This window comes from Pseudomonas nitroreducens, from assembly GCF_014204515.1.
Lineage (GTDB): Bacteria > Pseudomonadota > Gammaproteobacteria > Pseudomonadales > Pseudomonadaceae > Pseudomonas > Pseudomonas nitritireducens_A.
Window position 1 is genome coordinate 39,230 of record NZ_JACHLI010000007.1, and the last position, 20,060, is coordinate 59,289.

Below are 20,060 nucleotides of genomic sequence, written 5' to 3' on the forward strand. Positions count from 1 at the left end.
CTCTGCTTCCAAAATTGCAGGTTAGTATGATTGCTGCTCTATTTCAATGAGTGTGACCTGGCCCGCATCTTTCTTGTGTGGAGCCTGCCAAGGTCAAAATTTACGGGGAGTGGGCTGCATGTTCTGGGGGTTGGTTAAAACGTTGTTTGCGGCGAAGAGGCCGGCTGTCGCTGTGTCGGATGTCGGGCAGTTGCTTGCCAAAGCAGGTGCTCATCGCGACAAGGGGCAGGTGCTGGAAGCCATCGAGGCTTTCGAAGCCGTGCTTGCCATTGATCCCTACAATCCTGTAGCGATGAATGACCTTGCTGCCAGTTTGATGATCCTCGGGCGTGAAGGTGAAGCACGGCTTTACTTCGAAAAGGCCGCGCTCGTGGACGATACCTTTGTTCCAGCCCAGGTCAACTATGCAGCCAGCTTGAGTGAATCCTACGAAAGTGCGCGGGCGTTGGAGATTTTGCAGGATGCACGCAAGCTGATGCCGGATGCGGGCTATATCGACTCGGCAATGGCGCGGATCAAGACGAGCTGGGGGGAGGCTGAAGAGGGGAGAGAGCTTTTCCTTTCTGCGTGGTTGAAAGAGTTCGATGACGCGCGATTTGCCGAGAATTATTTATTTAATAGCTGCTCGGTAGAGTCGGTCAGCTCTGCGCATTTATATGCGGAGCATGCTTTCTGGGCTGATACATTGCCAGATATTGGGCTGGCACCGGTGCGTGACGGTGAAGAGAGAAGGTCTGGGCGAATCAGGATTGGTTATTTGTCGCCAGATATGCGTCAGCATTCGGTTCGTTATTTCTTCAGGCCGTTGCTGGAGGGGCATGATCGTGATCGCTTCGAGATATATGCGTACTATGAATCTGGCGCTGTTGATGCGCAGACTGAATTAATTAGGTCGCGCTGTGATTATTTTCGCCATATTCCAGGGTTGATGGACGCCGACTTCGAGAAAATTGTTCTCGATGATGATTTGGATATTCTTGTTGAATTGGCTGGGCATACTTCCGTTAATCGCACCGGATACTTACGTCGCCGGTTGGCACGCGTGCAGATGACTGCGCTCGGCTATCCACCCACAACCGGACTTTCGCAGATCGATTATAAAGTAGTCGATAAGCATGCTGCGCCTGAGGGAACCGAAGGGTTTTATTCCGAGAGATTGCTGCGCCTGCCCAATACTTTCTGGTGTTTTAACCCTCTGGAGCCGACTCCTGATCCCGCTCCGCCTCCATCGGTGGAGAAGGGCTATGTAACCTTTGGCTGCTATGGCAATATTGGAAAAGTCTCAGTCAGCATGCTCGCCAGTTGGCGAGAAATTCTCGAGCGAGTGCCTTGTAGCCGCTTGATTATCAAGTCCATAAACTTTCAGGATCATTCTTCCCGCGAGCACTTTGCCTCTCGTATGGTGGGTGCGGGTATCGAGCTTGCGCGAGTCGATCTAGTGTTGCCGGACCAACCGGCAGCGCTATTCAGCTCTTATGCAGAAATAGACCTGATCCTCGACACTTTCCCATTCAACGGTGGCACGACAAGCGCTTTTGCGCTGTGGATGGGGGTGCCTCTGGTGACACTGCAGGGCGACATCCTGCTGTCTCGCATGGGAAGTTCGATGCTCCGCGAAGTGGGGTTGCAGGACCTTATTGCGGATCATTTGGATGACTATGTCGAGCGGGCGGTAGCACTCGCAACCGACACGCAGCGCCTGGTGGACATCCGTGCGAGTATGCGCACCAAGCTCTTGGCCTCCCCGCTGGGCAATGGTCAATTGTATGCAAGTCAATTCGAGGCTGCTTGCTTGGTAGCCTTGGAGAGTGACTCGGAAGTAGATTTTTCTGATGTCGAGCGAGAGGTTTTGCCCGAGTCGGTTCTGGTTGAACGTGCAGCAACCGTTTATCGCAGTGGCAATTACGGTGCGGTGACAAGAATTGTCAGATATTGCCTTAATCGTTATCCGAAATGTCTGGAGGCGCACGTCCTACTGGCGAGAGTGCTCGAGCACCAGGAGGGGCCGCAACAAGGCTATGACAGCCTGGTCGCCGCCAGCCAGTCGATGGAAAGGCCGCTCGATCCGCAGGTGGCTCTCGCGCTCGCGCGGCTGCAGATACTGCTGGGGCTTAATGTCGAAGCTATGAATGGAATCGACAGCTTTGTTGCGCCTACTGAGGACGCCGAAAAATACGCACTGTCGCTTCGTGTCTATCAGGCTGTCGCCCGTGCCCGGACTGCGAAACCCGATACCACGGTGAGATCGGGAGAGGGCTTCCTTTCCGTTCTGGTGCACTGCGACAGCGATGCGAAGTTCGCCGAAATCAGCCAGGGATTGAAAGCTATTCTGCCTCCGCAGAGTTTCGAGTTGTTGCGCGGCAGGGCTGTCTCTCGCGCTGTTTCATATCGCCAGTTGCTTGGCCAGGCGCGTAGCGATCTCATTGTGCTGCTGCACGAGGATGTGGCGATCTTGTCTCCAGATTTTCACCGCCAGGCCATTCTGGCGATGGAGCGCTTCGATGTCGTAGGTCCTGCAGGCACGCGCCAACTGCTGTCGCCGCTATGGTTCGAGGTGGACGAAGGTGCGCCTAGTGGCGCGCTGATCCTGCCTTCTGGGGGCGGTGTGGATGAATTGTGTGTCTACTCGAGTGAACGCTACTCGGAAGACATCGAGGCACTCGAAGGTGGGTTGATCGTCGCGCGCCGCTCGGCATTTGCTGCAGTCGAACTGGACGAAGGTGCTGAGGATGTGGTTTGCCTGGCCGAGGTGGAATGGTCATTCAGGGCCTCTCAGGCAGGTTTGCGCCTTGCTGCCGTGCCAGGTTTGGGCGTCGCGAGGCGGGTATTCGACATGCCGCGGGATGATCAGTGGCGACGCTACGCCATGACGCTGGCGGAGAAGCATGCTCGCCTGCGGGCCTCCAAGTCTCGGGTAGTCCCTCAAGGAGTATCCATTCCGTTGAGGAGCGGGCTGGACGCTATGCTGGTTTTGCGGACGCTTTACCTGACCGACCAGTAAGTATCTGGATTGGATCACTGTCCGACCTTTCGCTAAGTTGTTTGACACGCTTCACAAGGTTAGGAGTGAATTATGAAGCTGGCATCGTACTTGCTTCGAAAGATTGCGCGGCCTTCGTATACCGCAAAATCCAAGGAGAAAAGCATGAAATCGCTTCAGAAGGGCTTTACCCTCATCGAATTGATGATCGTCGTAGCGATCATCGGCATTCTGGCGGCCATCGCTCTGCCGGCATACCAGAACTACACCGTTAAAGCTCGTGTATCGGAACTGATCCTGGCGGCGAGCAGTGCTCGTACCTGCGTGACCGAAGTTTCCCAATCGGTAGGTACTCTGAACGCTTCCGGTTGTAACATCACCGCGACTGGTCGTGTGACGGGCGCCACCGTAGCCTCCGGCGGCACCATTACCGTCACTGGCAGCGCGGCAACTACCTCGGTAGGTCGTGCGGTAACTGTGACCCTTGCTCCGACCTGGACCAACGGCACTGTGACCTGGGCCTGCAGCGGTACTCCGATCGAAGTTATGCCGGGCTCCTGCCGCGGCTGATCGTCGGCCACTGGCTTTCACCTTCCAACGAAGGTGGGCCTTGTGGCATGTACCCATGGATATCGAAGCGCCGGCAGATTCCCGAGATCGGTGCCGATATCTAGGTCGACAGGCGGCGAATTTGCCGCCTGTTTGCTTTTTGGCAGAGGTGCGCATGAAGACGATTCAGAAAGGTTTCACGCTCATCGAGCTGATGATTGTGGTGGCCATCATCGGAATTCTGGCGGCGATTGCCCTTCCCTCGTATCAGAATTACGTGGTCAAGGCGCGGGTGAGCGAATTGTTGCTCGCGGCAGGCAGCGCTCGCACCTGTGTTACGGAGATGTCGCAGTTGGCCGGTTCCGCCAACGGCTCTGGCTGCACACTCACGGCTGTAGGGCGAGTCACCGGTGCGACTGTTGCATCCAATGGTGTGGTCACGGTGACCGGATCTGCAGCCACCACTTCTGTGGGGCGTGCGGTGACAGTGGTCCTGCAGCCCACATGGACCGCTGGCACGCTAACATGGGTCTGCAGCGGTACGCCGACCGAAGTTATGCCGGCTTCTTGCCGCGGCTGATCTTTCCATTCCGGATGCGTTGGTTTCCGGAGATATCAGATATTCAAAGAGGTTAGTGGCGTGGGGTTGATTGCATTCTTCACCGGAGCAAGCGCGCGCGAATATGCTGTCGGATTGGCAGAGGAGCTGTCGAAAACCTTGCCGCCCAAGCTGGTTGATGGTTCTTCCAAGGTTCTATCCGTCAATAAGGTGACTAAGATCCTCGAAGGACTTTACGCCAAAGCCTCCGAGTACCGTGTGAACTCGAAGATTGGATTCATGCGTCAGGCGATGTTCGCCAATACCTTCCGCTGGCAGTTGACGGAGCTGGGGTATCCCGAGGCGTTCGTGAAGATGGCTACTGAAGGTCTTGTGCTGGCAATGACCAAAGTGCGTGAGCTCAAATAGACAACGGTGAGTGTACTTGGTGTCCATACAATCGGTTTTGCATGTCGGCTGTGGTCCTTCCCGTCTTGGAGATTTGCCTGCACTTTTCCAAACGGGCGAATGGCATGAGGTTCGTCTCGATATTGATGAGGGTGTGGAGCCGGATATCGTCGCGTCGATGCTGAATATGGATTTCGTCGAAGACTGTTCGGTCGATGCGGTGTTTTCTTCACACAATATCGAGCACTTGTATCCTCACGAGGTGCGAACTGCGCTCAGCGAGTTCCTTCGTGTCTTGAAGCCGGAGGGTGCTCTGATTCTGAAGTGCCCTGACGTCCTCTCGGTCGCCCAGGCTATTGTCGAGAGCGGCAGTGTCGACAGTCCGTTGTACGACTGTAGTGCAGGACCTATTGCGGCTCTGGATATCTTGTATGGGCACCGGCCTTCCATGGAAGCGGGCAACCTGTTCATGGCACATAAGACCGCATTTACTTCTAGTTCTCTGGCGAGCGAATTATTCTCAGTGGGTTTTCGTCGTGTTGTGATCGCACGCGATATCCTTTACGGATTGCATGTGGTGGCATACGGCTTTGCTGTTGATGATGATCGTATCCAGCGTGATTTACAGGGCGTACTCCCGGTGCAGGAAGCGCTGAAGGAAACGACGCTATACGTTCCTCAGAATTGATTTGGCCTTGGCGTGGTGCTAACTTCCGCCCCGCGAAATTAGCCGGTGTAGCTCAGTCGGTAGAGCAGCTCATTCGTAATGAGAAGGTCGGGGGTTCGATTCCTCTTACCGGCACCAGTTTCACCAAAAAGCCCCGCTTGTAGCGGGGCTTTTTGTTGGGCGCAGAAAAGGTGTCAGGCGTAGCCGGAAGGGTTCTGGCTTTGCCAGTTCCAGGCGTCGCGGCACATGTCTTCGATGTTGCGGCTGGCGCTCCAGCGCAGTTGTTCGCCGGCCAGGGTCGGGTCGGCGTGGTAGCTGGCGATGTCGCCGTCGCGGCGGGGGAGGAACTGGAAAGGCAGTTCGCGGCCGCAGGCCTTTTCGTACGCGCGGATGATTTCCAGCACGCTGTAGCCGCGGCCGGTGCCGATGTTGAAGGTCTTCGCGCCGTTGTCGCCGTCGAGCCAGCGCAGGGCGGCGAGGTGGGCGCTGGCGAGGTCGCTGACGTGCAGGTAGTCGCGCACGCCGGTGCCGTCCGGGGTCGGGTAGTCGTTGCCGAATACGCGGATGAAGGGCTGTTTGCCGGTGGCAACCTGGGACACATAGGGCATCAGGTTGTTGGGGATGCCGTTGGGGTGCTCGCCGATCTGCCCGCTGGCGTGGGCGCCGACCGGGTTGAAGTAGCGCAGGATGGCCATGCTCCACTGCGGATCGGCGCGGGCGATGTCGCGCAGGGCGATCTCCGCCATCAACTTGGACTGGCCGTAGGGGCTGGCCGGCCCCGTGGGGGCGTCTTCGCGGATCGGGCTTTCGGCCGCCATGCCGTAGACGGTGGCGGAGGAGCTATAGATGAAGCGCTTCACGCCGTGGCGCTGCATGGCCTGGCAGAGGGTCACGGTGCCGGCGAAGTTGGTCTGGTAGTAGGCGATGGGATCGGCGACGGATTCGGCGACGGACTTCAGGCCGGCGAGGTGGATGGCTGCGTCGATGTCGAAGTCGCGCAGCAGTCGATCGAGGACGGCCTCGTCGCGGACATCGCCCTCCACGAAGGGGATGGCCTGGCCAGTCAGTTGTTCGATGCGCTGCAGTGGAATGACCGAGCTGTTGCTCAGGTTGTCGAGGACGATGGGGCGGAAGCCCTGCTCGATCAGTTCCAGGCAGATGTGGGAGCCAATATAGCCGCAGCCCCCGGTCAACAGAATCCGTTTCGTCATGTTCGCGCCTGCGCTCCCTGTGCTCGTTCGCCGGTTCGGCCGCACCTGAGTATGTCAGAGGCGGACGAATCGGCGCGCGTGATCCTGTCGGCAGGTCTGCAGGCGGATGTGGCTGCTTACAGGCTCAGGCGCATGGACAGGTCGAGCGCCTTGATGTCCTTGGTCAGGGTGCCGATGGAGATGTAGTCCACGCCCGTTTCGGCAATGGTGCGCAGGGTCGCCTCGGTGATGCCGCCGGAGGCTTCCAGCTTGGCGCGGCCGGCGGTGAGGGCGACCGCGGTGCGCATGTCGTCCAGGCTCAGTTCATCGAGCATGACGATGTCGGCGCCGGCGTCCAGGGCCTGGCGCAGTTCGTCCAGGTCTTCCACTTCGATCTCCACCGGCTTGCCGGGGGCGATGCGCTGGGCCGCGGAGATCGCCTGGGCGATGCCGCCACAGGCAGCGATATGGTTTTCCTTGATCAGGAAGGCGTCGAACAGGCCGATACGGTGGTTATGGCAGCCGCCGCAGGTGACCGCGTACTTCTGCGCCAGGCGCAGGCCGGGCAGGGTCTTGCGGGTGTCGAGCAGCTTCACGCCGGTGCCTTGCACCAGATCGACGTAGTGACGGGCGCGGGTCGCCGTGCCGGACAGCAGCTGGAGGAAGTTCAGCGCGCTGCGCTCGCCGGTGAGCAGGGCGCGGGCCGGGCCTTCGAGGGTGAACAGCGTCTGGTCGGCGCTGACCTGCTCGCCGTCACGGACCTGCCAGTTCACCTGCACGCGCGGATCGATCTGGCGGAACACTTCGTCGACCCAGGCGCTGCCGGCGACGATGGCGTTCTCGCGGGTGATGATACGGGCGGTTGCGTCGCGCTCGGCGGGGATCAGTTGCGCGGTGATGTCGCCGCCGCCGACGTCTTCGGCCAGTGCGGCGCGGACGTTGGCCTGGATTTCCCCGGTCAGCTCGGCGAGGGTGAGGTTGGGCATGGAAGGCTCCTGTTCGCAGTGGCGCGATTATACGGAGGAGGGTGCGTGGCGGGCAGTGGCGGCGTTTTTTTGTGCTTTCCTGCGATTTCTCTGACGGACGGTGCCTGCGGCTATGTGAATTTCTTCAAGAATGCGTGAAATGTCTCTTGGTTGCGTAAGAAGCTTCCCTATAATGACGTTGAATCTTTCCGCTTTTTGACGCCACTAATTTGACGTTACGGATGACGCTTCGATGACTGTTGGTGCCGCCAGATGGGTCTGACGGCAGGAGACTTGCGATGCAGAACGACGCGAATGTAGTGCCGCTGAACAAGCAGGCCAGCGAGCAGTCGCAAACCTCGTTCTCCGGGCGTTTGCCGGCGGGGCTCGTTGCCGTGCGCGACAAAGTGGCCGTGCAGCTGCGCCATGCCATGCAGGCGTTGTTCGACAACGCCGACGATACCCTGTTCGAGATGGCCGACCGTGCCGCCAACAACGCCGAACAGAGCGCCTATTTCGAAGCCATGCGCGACCTGCGTCTCAAGCGCAAGGGTATCGAGCGTGGCTTCCTGCAGAAAGTCTTCGAGAACTTCGCCAATCTCAATCAGTACGAGATAGGCAAGGCCCCCAGCCTCGACAGCGTTTCCTACGACAACCTGACCCTGGTGCAGAACGACGAGCTGGAAGAGTCCGTCGCCCTCGACGCCATGGTCGCCAAGGTGATGAGCCGCGACGGTGTCGCCCTCACGCACCTCACCACCCGCATCAATACCCTGGTCAGCAAGAAGGTCGAGGACAAGAGCAACCCGCTCGGTCCGCGCCAGCTCTGCGAGGCCTTCCTTGAGGCCTGCCGCGGCCTGGGCGTGGAGATCAAGGTCAAGCTGATCATCCTCAAGCTCTTCGAGAAGTATGTGCTGGCCGATGCCGAGCACCTCTATGCGGAAGCCAACCAGAGCCTGATCGCCCTGGGCGTGCTGCCGGAGCTCAAGTCGGTGCCGCTGCGCCGTCCGCCGCAACGCACCGTTCCCAGCAGCCAGGCAGCGGCCCCGTCCGCCGGCGCCGAGCCGGGCGTACCGGGCGTCGCGGCTCATTACATGGACGCCGATAGTCAGGCCGCCTTCGCTGCCCTGCGCGAGCTGCTCTCGCAGGTTCGCGATGGCGCTGCACCCAGTCGCCCGATGCCGGCCGATGCGGTGCCGATCAGCAGCAACGACCTGATGCGCCTGCTCTCGCACCTGCAGTCGCACCTGCCGGCGCAGACCATCGATGAGATCGACGTACGCCAGCACCTGGATCACCTGCTGACCCGCGTCAGCAGCAAGAGCGGCCGCTCCCGCGTGGTCGGCCAGGTCGACGAGGACGTCATCAACCTCGTCTCGATGCTCTTCGAATTCATCCTCGACGACCGCACCCTGCCGGATTCGCTCAAGGCCCTGATCGGCCGCATGCAGATCCCGATGCTCAAGGTCGCGGTTCTCGACAAGACCTTCTTCAGCCGTGGCAGCCATCCGGCGCGTCGCCTGCTCAACGAGATCGCCTCCGCCGCCCTGGGCTGGGCCGAGCAGACCGACGGCCAGCGCGACCACCTGTACCAGAAGATCGAGCAGGTGGTGATGCGCCTGCTCAACGACTTCGTCGACGACCCGGCGATCTTCTCCGAGATGCTCGACGAGTTCGTTGCCTTCACCGGTGACGAGCGCCGCCGCAGCGACCTGCTGGAACAGCGCACCCGCGATGCCGAAGAGGGCCGCGCGCGCGCCGAACTGGCCCGCCAGGACGTCGAGAGCGTGCTCAACCAGCGCCTGCTCGGCCGCACGCTCCCCGAAGTGGTGGTGCGCCTGCTGCAGGAAGCCTGGAGCAAGGTGCTGCTGCTCACCTGCCTGAAGCACGGTACCCATTCCGCCGAGTGGGAAGCCGCCCTGGCGACCATGGACGACCTGATCTGGAGCGTGGAGCCCCACGAGGATCCGGATTCGCGTCTGCGCCTGCTGGAAATGGTCCCGCAACTGCTCAAGTCGCTGCGCGACGGCCTGACGTCCGCCGCCTTCGACCCGTTCTCCACCGGCGAATTCTTCAGCCGCCTGGAAGGGCTGCACGTGCAGGCCTTCCAGCGCTACAAGCAGGTCGAGGAAGCGCCGCTGCTCGATGCGGACGATGACCTGCCGCTGCTCGACGAGCCGCTGGATGAGCCGGCAGCGGTCATGCCGGAGGCGCCGCAGGCGGGCATGGTCGCGGTGGTCGAGGAAATCGTCCTGGCCACGCCCGAAGAAGCCCGCACCGTGGAGCCCGAGGAAGTCTTCGCCGAAGACGACGATTGCCTGCGCAAGGTCGACGAGCTGCGTGTCGGCAGCTGGGTGGAGATCCAGGAAGACGAAGAACACAAGCTGCGCTGCAAGCTGGCCGCGGTGATCCGTCCCAGCGGTCGCTACATCTTCGTCAACCGCACTGGCATGAAGGTGCTGGAGAAGACCCGCATGGGCCTGGCCGTGGAGTTCCGCCGCAACGCCGTGCGCCTGCTCGACGATGCCCTGCTGTTCGATCGTGCGCTGGAGTCGGTGATCGGCAACCTGCGCCGCCTGAAGAACGCCTGAGCCCGCTGGCCGCGTGCCAGCGAGTGCATTTCCCCCGCCGCCTGCTTTAGAGTGGGGCTCTGCCAAGGAGCCTCCATGCAGATCGATCCCGAATCCGGCTGGTGCCTCGACGCCCAGCGCTGCCCCTCGCCGAACTTCAACGCCCGCCCCGACGGCGAGCAGGTGTCGTTGCTGGTGATCCACAACATCAGCCTGCCGCCCGGCCAGTTCGGTACCTGCAAGGTGCAGGAGTTCTTCCAGAACCGCCTCGACGCCGACGAGCATCCGTACTTCGCCAGCATCTGCAGCCTGACCGTGTCGGCGCATTTCCTGATCGAGCGCGACGGCTCGCTGTTCCAGTTCGTCTCCTGCAATTCGCGCGCGTGGCACGCCGGCGTGTCGAGTTTCGACGGTCGCGAGAACTGCAACGACTTCTCTATCGGCATCGAGCTGGAGGGGACGGATACCGAGCCCTACAGCGACCGCCAGTACGAGGTGCTCGCCGAGCTGACCCGGCAGCTGCGCAAGGTCTACCCGGCGATCACCCCGGCGCGCATCCAGGGCCACTGCGACATCGCCCCGCAGCGCAAGACCGACCCTGGCGAGTCGTTCGACTGGCCGCGTTTCCTCGGAGATATCGGCGCCGAGCGTGCCGCGAAGAAGGAGTCGACATGAGTTTCCTGGTGCTGTTGCTGGTCCTGCTGATCGAGAAGTTCTCCGGCTGGCGGGCGCGGATACAGCGTGACGGCCTGTGGCTGGGCTGGCTGGATGCAGTGGGCGGGATCAAGGCGCTGGTCGAGCGGCCCTGGCTGGGCATGCTGGTGGCCGTGCTGCCGCCGCTGTTGTTGCTGGCGCTGCTGCTGACCATTCTCGATCCGGTCGCCTATGGCCTGCTGGCGCTGCCGGTGCAGTTGCTGGTGGTGCTCTGGAGCCTGGGCCGCGGCGACGTGCTGCGCGCCATCGGCCCGTTCCGCGATGCCTGGCGCCGCGAGGATGCCCAGGGCGCCTACCACGTGGCCGAGCGCGACCTCGGTGTGCAGGCCGAGGGCGACGACGATCTCCTCGCCCAGGTGCAGGGCACGCTGGTGTGGCAGGCCTACCAGGCGTTCTTCGCGGTGATCTTCTGGTACGCGCTGCTCGGCCCGGTGGCCGCGCTGGCCTACCGGCTGCTGGCGATTGCCGCGGAGCAGGGCCGCCAGCCGGCGCTGCGCGAACGCGCGGCGCAGTTGCGGCACGCCTTCGACTGGCTGCCGGCGCGGGCGCTGGTGCTGAGTTTTGCCCTGGTGGGCAACTTCGTCGCGGTCACCCGCATGCTGCTGCACGATTTGCTGGCCTGGGACGTGCCTGCCGCTCGTCTGCTCGCGCGCGCCGGTTACGTGGCCGAGGACTTCAACGAAGGCGGGCTGGGCGCCAAGGGTGTCGCCAGCCTGGATGCCTTGTGGCAGTTGCTGGTGCGCTCCGCCGTGCTCTGGTATGCAGTGTTCGCCATCTGGACCCTGCTGCTCTGAAACGCCCGGATCGGGCCGGCGCCCGCCGGTCCGGTGATGGCATTTTAACCTTAAGTTACAGAACTCCCTGCCGATATCAGGTACACATCCAGACCTGAGCGCGGGGTGGCAGTCACTGCCGGTCACCTTGAGCGCTCGCGGCGACGACCCATCCAGGGCGCGCCGTACCATCCCCGACAAGCGACATAACAATAACGGGAACAGGAGACGTCTTTGTGAGGACCGTGCTCTATCCGGCCATCGCGCTGATGAACCGTCTGAGCTTCGGCATGAAGTTCAGCCTGATCAGCGTGCTGTTCTTCCTGCCGATGATCATCACCAACTTCTACCTGGTGCGCGATTCCTACGGGCAGTTCGTCAGCACCCGCGCCGAGCTGGAAAGCCTGCAACTGATCGGCGACGGGCTGAAGATCCGCCGCAACCTCGAAGCCTACAACGACCTGCTGCAGATCAACGGCGTGCTCGGCCAGTCCAGCAAGTCCGGCGGCCTCGACTCGCGCATCGGTCAGTTGCACAAGGACCTGCAGGCACAGATCGGCGGCCTGCAACCGGTGACCGCCGATGCCGAACAGATCGCCGAATTCACCGCCAAGCGCGACGAGTTGCTGGCCAGCCTGAAGGGCGTCGACGCCGAGGGTTCGCTGCAGAGCAAGTCCGCCATGGCCGCGCGCCTGCTCAGCGAAGTCCAGGTGTTCAACAAGCTGCTGGTGTCCCAGGCCGGCCTGAGCCAGGACGACGCCCGCGACCTGCGTCAGCTCGCCGAGCTGATCACCTCCGGCACCCCGCACGTCACCGAGACCCTCAGCCAGGGCCGCACCATGGGCGCCAGCGCGCTCGGCCAGGGCTTCCTCAATTCCTCCACCAGCAGCAAGCTCGATGACCTGCTGCAGGAGCTGGAGAAGCTCCACGCCGAGTACGGCCTCAAGCTGCAGGATGCCCTGGGCGCCAGCGCCGCGGCGCAGAGCGAGCTGTCCGCCGATGCCCAGGCCAGCCGCGAAACCATCAAGGCGATGGGCAAGCTGTTCGAGGATAAGGTGGTGATGGCCGACACCCTCGACACGCCGTGGCTCGATTTCTACGAGCAGGTCAGCAAGGCGATGGAGCAGACCTACCGCCTGGACGACCACGTCCTGCAATTCGTCGATGGCGCCCTGCAGGCGCGCCTGGCCAGCAAGCAGCGGCAGATGGTGCTGCTGGTGGTGGCGTTGCTGGTGGTGTTCGTCTCCATCGTCTACCTCTATGGCGGCTTCTACGTCTCGACCCGCACTACGCTGAAGAGCCTGGGCAAGATGATGGAGCGCGTTGCCGCCGGCGACATGACCGTCAACTTCCAGGCCCAGAGCCGCGACGAACTGGGCGAGCTGGGCGATGCGTTCAACCAGACCGTGTCGAAGATCCACGACCTGATCGAGCAGGTCGGTCGCACCGTCAGCGAAGTCGAGCGGCAGACCGTGCGCGTGGAGTCGGTGTCCGCCGAGAGCAACCAGGCGGTGGCTGGCCAGCGCAACCAGATCGAGCAGGTCGCCACCGCGATGAACCAGATGGCCGCGACTGCCCAGGAAGTGGCGCGCAGCGCCGCCGTGGCAGTGGGCAGCGCACACAATGTGAACCAGGAAACCACCAGCGGCCGCGCCCTGGTGGAGTCCCAGGTGGGCAGCATCCAGCGCCTGGCCGGCGAGATCGATGAATCGGTGGCAGTGATCAACCAACTGGCCGCCGACAGCGCTTCCATCAGCCGCGTGCTGGACGTGATCAAGGGCATCGCCGAGCAGACCAACCTGCTGGCGCTCAATGCTGCCATCGAGGCTGCACGAGCAGGCGAGCAGGGCAGGGGCTTCGCCGTGGTCGCCGACGAGGTGCGCACCCTGGCCAAGCGCACCCAGCAGTCCACCGAAGAGATCGAGCAGATGATCGCGCGCCTGCAGAACGGCGTCGGCGCCGCGGTGAAGGCCATGGGCAGCAGTCACCAGACCGCCGACGGCACCGTCAGCCAGTCGGCCCAGGTGCAGCAGGCGCTGGAGAACATCCTCAGCGCGGTGGGCGCCATCGTCGACCAGAACCAGCAGATTGCCGCCGCTGCCGAACAGCAGACCGCCGTGGCCCACGACATCGACCAGAACATCGTCGAGATCAACCAGGCTGGCGAGCGCACCTCCGAAGGCGCCAGCGAGACCGAGCGCGCCAGTCGCGAACTGGCCGGGCAGGTGGTGGAGCTCAAGCGGCTGATCGGCGCGTTCCGCGTCTGATCGTCATGGATTCGGGGGCGGCCTGCGCAGGCCGTCCCGTCATCGGGTTTCGCCAGCAGGCCGATGTCCGTGGGTCGCATGGATGCACCCCATCTCACGGGCGTCGGTTTGTCGGTGAATCTGTAGGAGCGAGCTTGCTCGCGATCGAACTGGAGGCTTCTGCGCCGCATCGGCGTGCGCTGATATCCCCTGTTTCGCCCCCTCGGGCGACCTACTTTGGCAAACGACCCAAAGTAGGCAAAGGTCTTGCCCCTTCATCCGGTTTTTCGCTTAGGCGAAAAATTCCCTCGTTGAAGCGCAGTTTCAGGGGCCCGCCGCGAAGGGCCATCCCTGGCCCATCGCGGCTCTCGCGACATCCATGTCGCTCAACCCCTGAAACTGCGCTTCAACGAGGCCTCCTGAAAGGGGCATTCCGGAGCGTGCGGATGTTTCTCTGGAAGACCTCAAAAGCGGGTGCGGGTGCGGGTGCGGGTGCGGGTGCGCAAGCGCAAGAGTTGCGTGCGTATCCGTAGGAGCGGACTCTGTCCGCGATTGGCCTCCGGCGAGCAGTGAGCCCGATCGCGGACGGAGTCCGCTCCTACGCAAAGCCCGACCGTCATTTCCAGCCGAACAGTTCCATTGCATTGCGCGTGCTGGCGCTGGCCAGTTCCTCGGGGCTGATGCCCTTCAGTTCGGCCAGTGCCACGCAGATATCCGGCAGGTGCTCGGGGCTGTTGCGCACGCCGGGGTACATCGCCGGCGCCATGTCCGGCGAGTCGGTTTCCAGCACGATGGACTCCAGCGGAATCTCCGGTACCACCTTGCGCAGGCGGTTGGCCTGCGGCCAGGTCGGCGCGCCGCCCAGGCCCAGGCGGAAGCCGAGTTTGAGGTATTCGCGGGCCTCCTCGCGGCTGCCGGCGAAGGCGTGGATGATGCCCTGGCGTGCGGGCTTGTAGCGCTTGAGCGTGGCGATCATCGCGGCGTGGGCGCGGCGCACGTGCAGCAGCACTGGCAGCTCGAAGTCGATGGCGATACGCAGCTGCTCCTCGAAGAGGGCCTGCTGGGCATCGCGGTCGAGGTCTTCCAGGTAGTAGTCCAGGCCGATCTCGCCCACCGCGCAGAGCTTCGGGTGGCCGGCGAGGCGCTGCAGCCATTCGCGTAGCGCGACGATATGCTCCGGCCGATGCCTCGCCAGGTAGATCGGGTGCAGGCCGAGGGCGGCGTAGAGGCCCGGCTCGCTGTCCGCCAGCGCCCAGACGTCTTCCCAGTTCTCGCGAAATACTCCCAGCAGCACCTGGCGCTCCACCCCCAGCTCGCGGCTGCGTTGCAGCACGGCGGCGCGGTCCTGCTCGAAGTCCGGGCAGTCCAGGTGGTTGTGGGTGTCGATCAGGCGCATCAGCTCACTCCGTGCGCAGCTTGAGGTTGCGCGGGATCGGGTGCACGCCGGGGGTGTAGCTGTTCTGCTCGATGGCGGCCAGCGCCAGGTCCAGCGCGCGATCGGCGATCAGCGCGTGCTGCTGGGAGATGGCGTTGACCTTGAGCGGGACGAAGTCCAGCAGTTGGGTGTCGCCGAAGGTGGCGATGCGCAGGCCGGCCGGCCAGCCTTCGGGGCGGGTCTGGAGGACGTCGAACACGCCTTCGAGCAGCACGTAGGAGGTGGTGATCAGCGCGTCGGGCAGTTGCCCCTGGCCGGCCAGCAGCTCTTCCATCAGGCGCCGGCCGCAGTCGCGGCTGAAGGTTTCGCCGTGTTCGATCAGCACCTGACCCTTGAAGTCGCGCAGGGCGCTGCGGAAGCCCGCGGCACGCTCCTGGGAGATGATCAGTTCCGGCCGCGCGCCGAGCAGGGCGATGCTGCGCGGCGCCGGTTTCAGCAGGCTGGCGGTGAGGCGCTGGCTGGCATCACGGTCGTCGCTGACCACCGAGCAGAAGCGCTGCGGGTCGAGCTGGCGATCCACGGCGATGATCGGCACGCCGTCGGCCTGCAGGCGCCCATGGCTTTCGTCACTGGCCGGCAGGCAACTGGCGACTATCAAAGCGTCGCAGCGTCGCGCGCGGAACAGGCTGAGCACCTGGCGCTCGGTGTCCGGCTCGTCGTCCGAGCAGGCGATCAGCAACTGGTAGCCGCGCGCCCGGGCGCCCTGTTCCAGCAGCTTGGCGAGCTTGGCGTAGCTGGGGTTCTCCAGGTCCGGGAGGACGAAGCCCAGGGTGCGGGTCTGGCCGCGGCGCAGGCTGGCGGCCTGCTGGTCGGGGTGGTAGCCGTGCTCCTCGATCACCGCGCGCACGCGTTCCACCGTGGCGGCGCTGATGCGGCGCTGGACGGCCTTGCCGTTGATCACATAGCTGGCGGTGGTGACCGAAACACCGGCCAGGCGGGCGATATCACTGAGTTTCAACGCGGGATGCTGCCGATAAGGGGGGCTTCAAGGATCACGCATTATCGAGTAACGTGCCAGTCTCAATAGGTGAAACGATTCAGCATCGTGCACGCAGCATTGCCTGAGCCCTGTTCCTGCGCTGCAACTTCTAAGCTGATCACCGTACAAGCGGATAACCGCCCCAACGCCGGGTCGCGCCAGCGCCGGTGAGGAGAACACGATGCTCGAATTCAACGCGCAGCAGGTCCGCATGGGCCAGCGCGCTGCCGACAAGCAGGCCGCGCTGGCCATGCTCGGCGCGGCCCTGGAGGACGACGGACTGGTCGCCGCGGGTTATCTCGCCGGCATCCAGGCCCGCGAAGCGCAGGGCTCCACCTACCTCGGCCAGGGCATCGCCATTCCCCACGGCACCCCGCAGACGCGCCATCTGGTGCAACGCACCGGCGTGCGCCTGATGCATTTTCCCGAGGGCGTGCACTGGGGCGACGGGCAGACCGTGCACCTGGCCATCGCCATTGCTGCCAAGTCCGACGAGCACCTGCGCCTGCTGCAATTGCTCACCCGCGCCCTGGGCGACGGCGAAGTGGGCGCGGCGCTGCGTGCGGCGCAGAAGCCCGAGGACCTGCTGCAGTTGCTCAAGGACGGAGCGCCACAGCCGCTGCTGTTCGACGAACACCTGGTCGGCCTGGGCGTCGCCGCTGAGGATTTCGACGAGCTGGCCCTGGTCGGCGCACGCCGGCTGAAGAAGGCCGGCTGCGTCGTTCCGGGATTCGCCGCCGCGCTGCATGACCAGGAAGCGCTGCCGCTGGGGGCCGGCCTCTGGTGGCAGGACAGCGAGCAGTGCGTCACCCGCCCCGGCCTGGTATTCGTTACCCCCGCGCGCGAGCTGAGCCATGCCGGCCAACCGGTGCGTGGGCTGTTCTGCCTGGCCCGCCAGGGCGACGCCCACGACGCCGTGTTCGCGCGCCTTTGCGATCTGCTGGTGGATGGTCGCGCCGAGGAGCTGGCTGGCGCCACTTCCGTGCGTGCGCTGCTGGAGGCCCTGGGCGGCGAATTGCCGGTGGACTGGCCCAGCGTACGCGTCCCCCTGGCCAACCCCCACGGCCTGCACGCGCGCCCGGCGCAGGTATTGATGCTGCTGGCGCGGGACTTCAGCGGGGAAATCCGTGTGCGCATCGCCGAAGGCGACAGCGCCCCGGTGTCGATCCGCAGCCTCAGCAAGCTGCTCAGCCTCGGCGCGCGGCGCGGGCAGATGCTGGAGTTCTTCGCCGAGCCGGAAATCGCCGAGGCCGCGCTGGCTGCGGTGCGCGCGGCGGTGGAGCAGGGCCTGGGCGAGGCAGTCGAGCCGCTGCCGGAAGCCCTCGAACTGATCGTCGAAACGGTCCACCTGGCCGAGCCGGAGATTCAGGCCGTGCGGGCTCCCGAAGCGGGCGCGCAACTGCAGGCCATCGCCGCGTCGCCGGGGATCGCCAGCGGACCGGCCTATCTGCAGGTCGTGCGGGCCTTCGACTACGCCGAACGTGGCGCGGGCGCCGAGGCGGAGCGCCAGCGCCTGGACCAGGCCCGCGCGGCCATCGGCGGCGAGATCGAGGCGCTGGTGCAGCGCAGCGAGGTGCAGGCGATCCGCGACATCTTCGCCACGCACCAGGCGTTGCTGGATGATCCCGAACTGCTCGCCGAGGTGCAGGCGCGCCTCGCCACCGGTGCCAGCGCCGAAGCAGCCTGGAGCGAGGTGATCGAGCGTGTCGCCAGCCAGCAGGAGGCCCTGCGCGACGCGCTGCTGGCCGAGCGCGCGGCGGACCTGCGTGACGTCGGTCGCCGCGTGCTGGCGCACCTGTGCGGCGTCGAGAGCGCGGTGGAACCCGCTGAGCCCTACATCCTGGTGATGGACGAGGTCGGCCCGTCGGATGTGGCGCGACTGGACCCGGAGAAGGTCGCGGGCATCGTTACCGCACGCGGCGGCGCGACTTCGCACAGCGCGATCATCGCCCGAGCGCTGGGCATTCCTGCCCTGGTGGGCGCCGGCGAAGGCGTGCTGGCGCTGGAGTCCGGCACCGCCCTGCTGCTCGATGGCGAGAAGGGCGAGCTGAGCATTGCGCCGGACGCGCAGACGCTGCAGGCCGCCTGGCGCCAGCGCGACCTGCGCCAGCGCCGCGCCGAGCAGGCCGAGGCGCGCCGCCACGAGCCGGCCGTTACTCGCGACGGGCATGCCGTGGAAGTCTGCGCCAACCTCGGCGACACCGCCGGCGCGGCGAAGGCGGTGGAGCTGGGCGCCGAGGGCGTCGGCCTGCTGCGCACCGAATTCGTCTTCATGGACAACCCCCAGGCGCCCGACCAGGCGACCCAGGAAGCCGAGTATCGTCGCGTGCTCGATGCCCTCGACGGGCGCCCGCTGGTGGCGCGCACGCTGGATGTCGGCGGCGACAAGCCGCTGCCCTACTGGCCGATCCCCGAGGAGGCCAACCCCTACCTGGGCATCCGCGGCGTGCGCCTGACCCTGCAGCGCCCGCAGATTTTCCGCACCCAGCTGCGGGCATTGCTCAGCGCTGCCGGCGGACGGCCGCTGCGCATCATGTTCCCCATGGTCGGCCAGGTGGAGGAGTGGCGGCAGGCCCGCGACCTCACCCTTGAACTCTGCAAGGAGCTGGGCGGCGAACACGACCTGCAACTGGGCATCATGGTCGAGGTGCCATCCGCCGCGCTGCTGGCGCCGGTGCTGGCGCGCGAGGTGGACTTCTTCAGCGTCGGCACCAACGACCTGACCCAGTACGCCCTGGCCATCGACCGCGGCCATCCGAGCCTGTCCGCCCAGGCCGACGGCCTGCACCCGGCGGTGCTGCAACTGATCGACATGACCGTGCGCGCCGCCCATGCCCACGGCAAGTGGGTGGGGGTGTGCGGCGAGCTGGCCGCCGACCCGCTGGCGGTGCCGCTGCTCATCGGCCTGGGGGTGGACGAGCTGAGCGTCTCGGCGCGCAGCATCCCGTTGGTGAAGGCGCGGGTCCGCGAGCTGGACCTGCCGACCTCCTGCGAGCTGGCGCAGGCAGCGTTGGGCCTGTGCTCGGCGGCGGACGTGCGCCAGAGTGTCGCCCTGGCCCTGCCGGAGGTGCATTGATGGCCCGTATTCTGACCCTGACCCTGAACCCCGCGCTGGACCTCACCGTGCGCCTGCCGACGCTTGCGCCCGGCGAGGTGAACCGCAGCGAGGCGTTACTCGGCCAGGCCGCCGGCAAGGGCGTGAACGTCGCCCAGGTGCTGGCCGACCTCGGGCATTCGCTGACCGTGGCCGGCTTTCTCGGCGCGGACAACGCGCAGCCCTTCGAGGCGCTGTTCCGGCGCCGTGGCTTCATCGACGCCTTCGTCCGCGTGCCGGGGGAGACCCGCAGCAACATCAAGCTTGCCGAAAGCAGCGGACGCATCACCGACATCAACGGGCCTGGCCCGCAGGTCAGCGACAGCCAGCAGGACGCACTGCTCGATCGTCTGGACCTGATCGCTGGTGATTTCGAGCTGGCAGTGGTGGCTGGCAGCCTGCCGCGCGGCGTCGATCCGCAGTGGTTGCGCGATTTGCTGCTGCGCTTACAGGGCCACGGTTTGAAGGTCGCCTTCGATTGCAGTGGCGCCGCCCTGCGCGCCGGTATCGAAGCCGCGCCCTGGCTGATCAAGCCCAATGACCAGGAACTGGGCGAGGCCTGTGGACAACTGGCTGGCAGCGACGCGGAGCTGGCCGCGCAGGTCGAATCGCTGCGCGCTCGTGGCGTCGGGCAGGTGGTGCTTTCCCAGGGCGCCGCGGGGGTGCGCTGGTTCGGCCCGCAGGGCGTCTGGCAGGCCGTGCCGCCGCAGGTGGAGGTCGCCAGCACCGTCGGCGCCGGCGACTCGCTGCTGGCCGGCATGGTCCACGGCCTGCTCGCCGGTTGGCCGGCCGAGCGCATCCTGCGCCAGGCCACGGCGGTGGCCGCGCTGGCGGTCACGCAACTGGAGTTCGGTATCGGCGATGTACAGCGCCTGCAACGCATCGAAGACGCCGTACAGGTTCAGGCCCTGGCTGCGAGTCAGCCCTGAGCGACAGAACAACAAGAGGTATG

15 protein-coding genes, 1 tRNA gene and 1 pseudogene are annotated in these 20,060 nt (G+C 64.5%); 13 read left to right on the plus strand and 4 right to left on the minus strand.

Translation table 11 applies throughout. From position 1 onward, the window contains the following. Positions 1–118 precede the first annotated feature (118 nt). The 6 genes from HNP46_RS11175 to HNP46_RS11200 all read left to right on the plus strand — a co-directional run bounded on the left by HNP46_RS11175 (position 119) and on the right by HNP46_RS11200 (position 5,280). Entirely contained in the window at positions 119–3,001 is a 2,883-nt protein-coding gene (locus tag HNP46_RS11175; RefSeq protein ID WP_184588798.1) for a hypothetical protein, read from the plus strand. Positions 3,002–3,073: 72 nt separating this feature from the next. After that, positions 3,074–3,550: a pilin gene (locus tag HNP46_RS11180; RefSeq protein WP_409372429.1), complete on the plus strand. Its 477-nt coding sequence runs from the start codon at positions 3,074–3,076 to the stop codon at positions 3,548–3,550. Positions 3,551–3,704: 154 nt separating this feature from the next. Further along, a complete protein-coding gene (locus HNP46_RS11185; protein WP_184588800.1) occupies positions 3,705–4,109 on the plus strand; it encodes a pilin in 405 nt (134 codons plus the stop codon). A 60-nt stretch (positions 4,110–4,169) separates the two neighbouring features. Continuing rightward, positions 4,170–4,496 (plus strand): hypothetical protein, encoded by a 327-nt coding sequence (locus HNP46_RS11190; RefSeq protein WP_184588802.1) that lies wholly within the window; start codon positions 4,170–4,172, stop codon positions 4,494–4,496. A 19-nt stretch (positions 4,497–4,515) separates the two neighbouring features. Next, the gene (locus HNP46_RS11195; RefSeq protein ID WP_184588804.1) at positions 4,516–5,163 is read left to right on the plus strand and encodes a class I SAM-dependent methyltransferase; all 648 of its coding nucleotides are present in this window, start codon (positions 4,516–4,518) and stop codon (positions 5,161–5,163) included. Between the two features lie 41 nt (positions 5,164–5,204). Then, positions 5,205–5,280: transfer RNA gene (locus tag HNP46_RS11200), tRNA-Thr, on the plus strand. A 56-nt stretch (positions 5,281–5,336) separates the two neighbouring features. On the opposite strand, the gene galE is transcribed toward HNP46_RS11200, so the two are convergent. Both galE and nadC read right to left on the minus strand, forming a co-directional pair. Continuing rightward, positions 5,337–6,353 carry a UDP-glucose 4-epimerase GalE gene (gene galE, locus HNP46_RS11205; protein WP_184588806.1) on the minus strand — a complete coding sequence of 339 codons (1,017 nt, stop codon included), beginning with the start codon at positions 6,351–6,353 and terminating at the stop codon, positions 5,337–5,339. A gap of 116 nt (positions 6,354–6,469) precedes the next feature. Next, complete coding sequence (nadC, locus tag HNP46_RS11210; RefSeq protein ID WP_184588808.1) at positions 6,470–7,318, minus strand: carboxylating nicotinate-nucleotide diphosphorylase; 849 nt, start codon at positions 7,316–7,318, stop codon at positions 6,470–6,472. 278 nt (positions 7,319–7,596) lie between these two features. On the opposite strand from nadC, the gene HNP46_RS11215 reads away from it, so the two are divergent. From HNP46_RS11215 to HNP46_RS36185, 5 genes and pseudogenes are all read left to right on the plus strand, one after another. Continuing rightward, positions 7,597–9,888, plus strand: a complete 2,292-nt coding sequence (locus HNP46_RS11215; protein ID WP_184588810.1) for a DUF1631 domain-containing protein — start codon at positions 7,597–7,599, stop codon at positions 9,886–9,888. Between the two features lie 75 nt (positions 9,889–9,963). Continuing rightward, entirely contained in the window at positions 9,964–10,542 is a 579-nt protein-coding gene (ampD, locus tag HNP46_RS11220; RefSeq protein ID WP_184588812.1) for a 1,6-anhydro-N-acetylmuramyl-L-alanine amidase AmpD, read from the plus strand. Beyond that, positions 10,539–11,375 carry a regulatory signaling modulator protein AmpE gene (gene ampE / locus HNP46_RS11225; protein ID WP_184588814.1) on the plus strand — a complete coding sequence of 279 codons (837 nt, stop codon included), beginning with the start codon at positions 10,539–10,541 and terminating at the stop codon, positions 11,373–11,375. Before ampD ends, ampE begins: the two co-directional genes overlap by 4 nt. Positions 11,376–12,559: 1,184 nt before the next feature. Continuing rightward, positions 12,560–12,763 (plus strand): annotated as a pseudogene (locus HNP46_RS36180) (HAMP domain-containing protein); the annotation flags it as partial. 153 nt (positions 12,764–12,916) lie between these two features. Further along, on the plus strand, positions 12,917–13,621 hold the full coding sequence (locus tag HNP46_RS36185; RefSeq protein ID WP_371318962.1) for a methyl-accepting chemotaxis protein: 705 nt from the start codon (positions 12,917–12,919) through the stop codon (positions 13,619–13,621). 595 nt (positions 13,622–14,216) lie between these two features. Here HNP46_RS36185 and HNP46_RS11235 read toward each other — a convergent pair. Then, positions 14,217–14,996 (minus strand): TatD family hydrolase, encoded by a 780-nt coding sequence (locus HNP46_RS11235; protein ID WP_184588818.1) that lies wholly within the window; start codon positions 14,994–14,996, stop codon positions 14,217–14,219. A gap of 4 nt (positions 14,997–15,000) precedes the next feature. Further along, on the minus strand, positions 15,001–15,993 hold the full coding sequence (gene cra / locus HNP46_RS11240; protein WP_184588820.1) for a catabolite repressor/activator: 993 nt from the start codon (positions 15,991–15,993) through the stop codon (positions 15,001–15,003). A gap of 202 nt (positions 15,994–16,195) precedes the next feature. On the opposite strand from cra, the gene ptsP reads away from it, so the two are divergent. Beyond that, positions 16,196–19,090 (plus strand): phosphoenolpyruvate--protein phosphotransferase, encoded by a 2,895-nt coding sequence (ptsP, locus tag HNP46_RS11245; RefSeq protein WP_184588823.1) that lies wholly within the window; start codon positions 16,196–16,198, stop codon positions 19,088–19,090. Beyond that, the gene (pfkB, locus tag HNP46_RS11250; protein WP_184588825.1) at positions 19,090–20,037 is read left to right on the plus strand and encodes a 1-phosphofructokinase; all 948 of its coding nucleotides are present in this window, start codon (positions 19,090–19,092) and stop codon (positions 20,035–20,037) included. Before ptsP ends, pfkB begins: the two co-directional genes overlap by 1 nt. Positions 20,038–20,060: the final 23 nt, after the last annotated feature.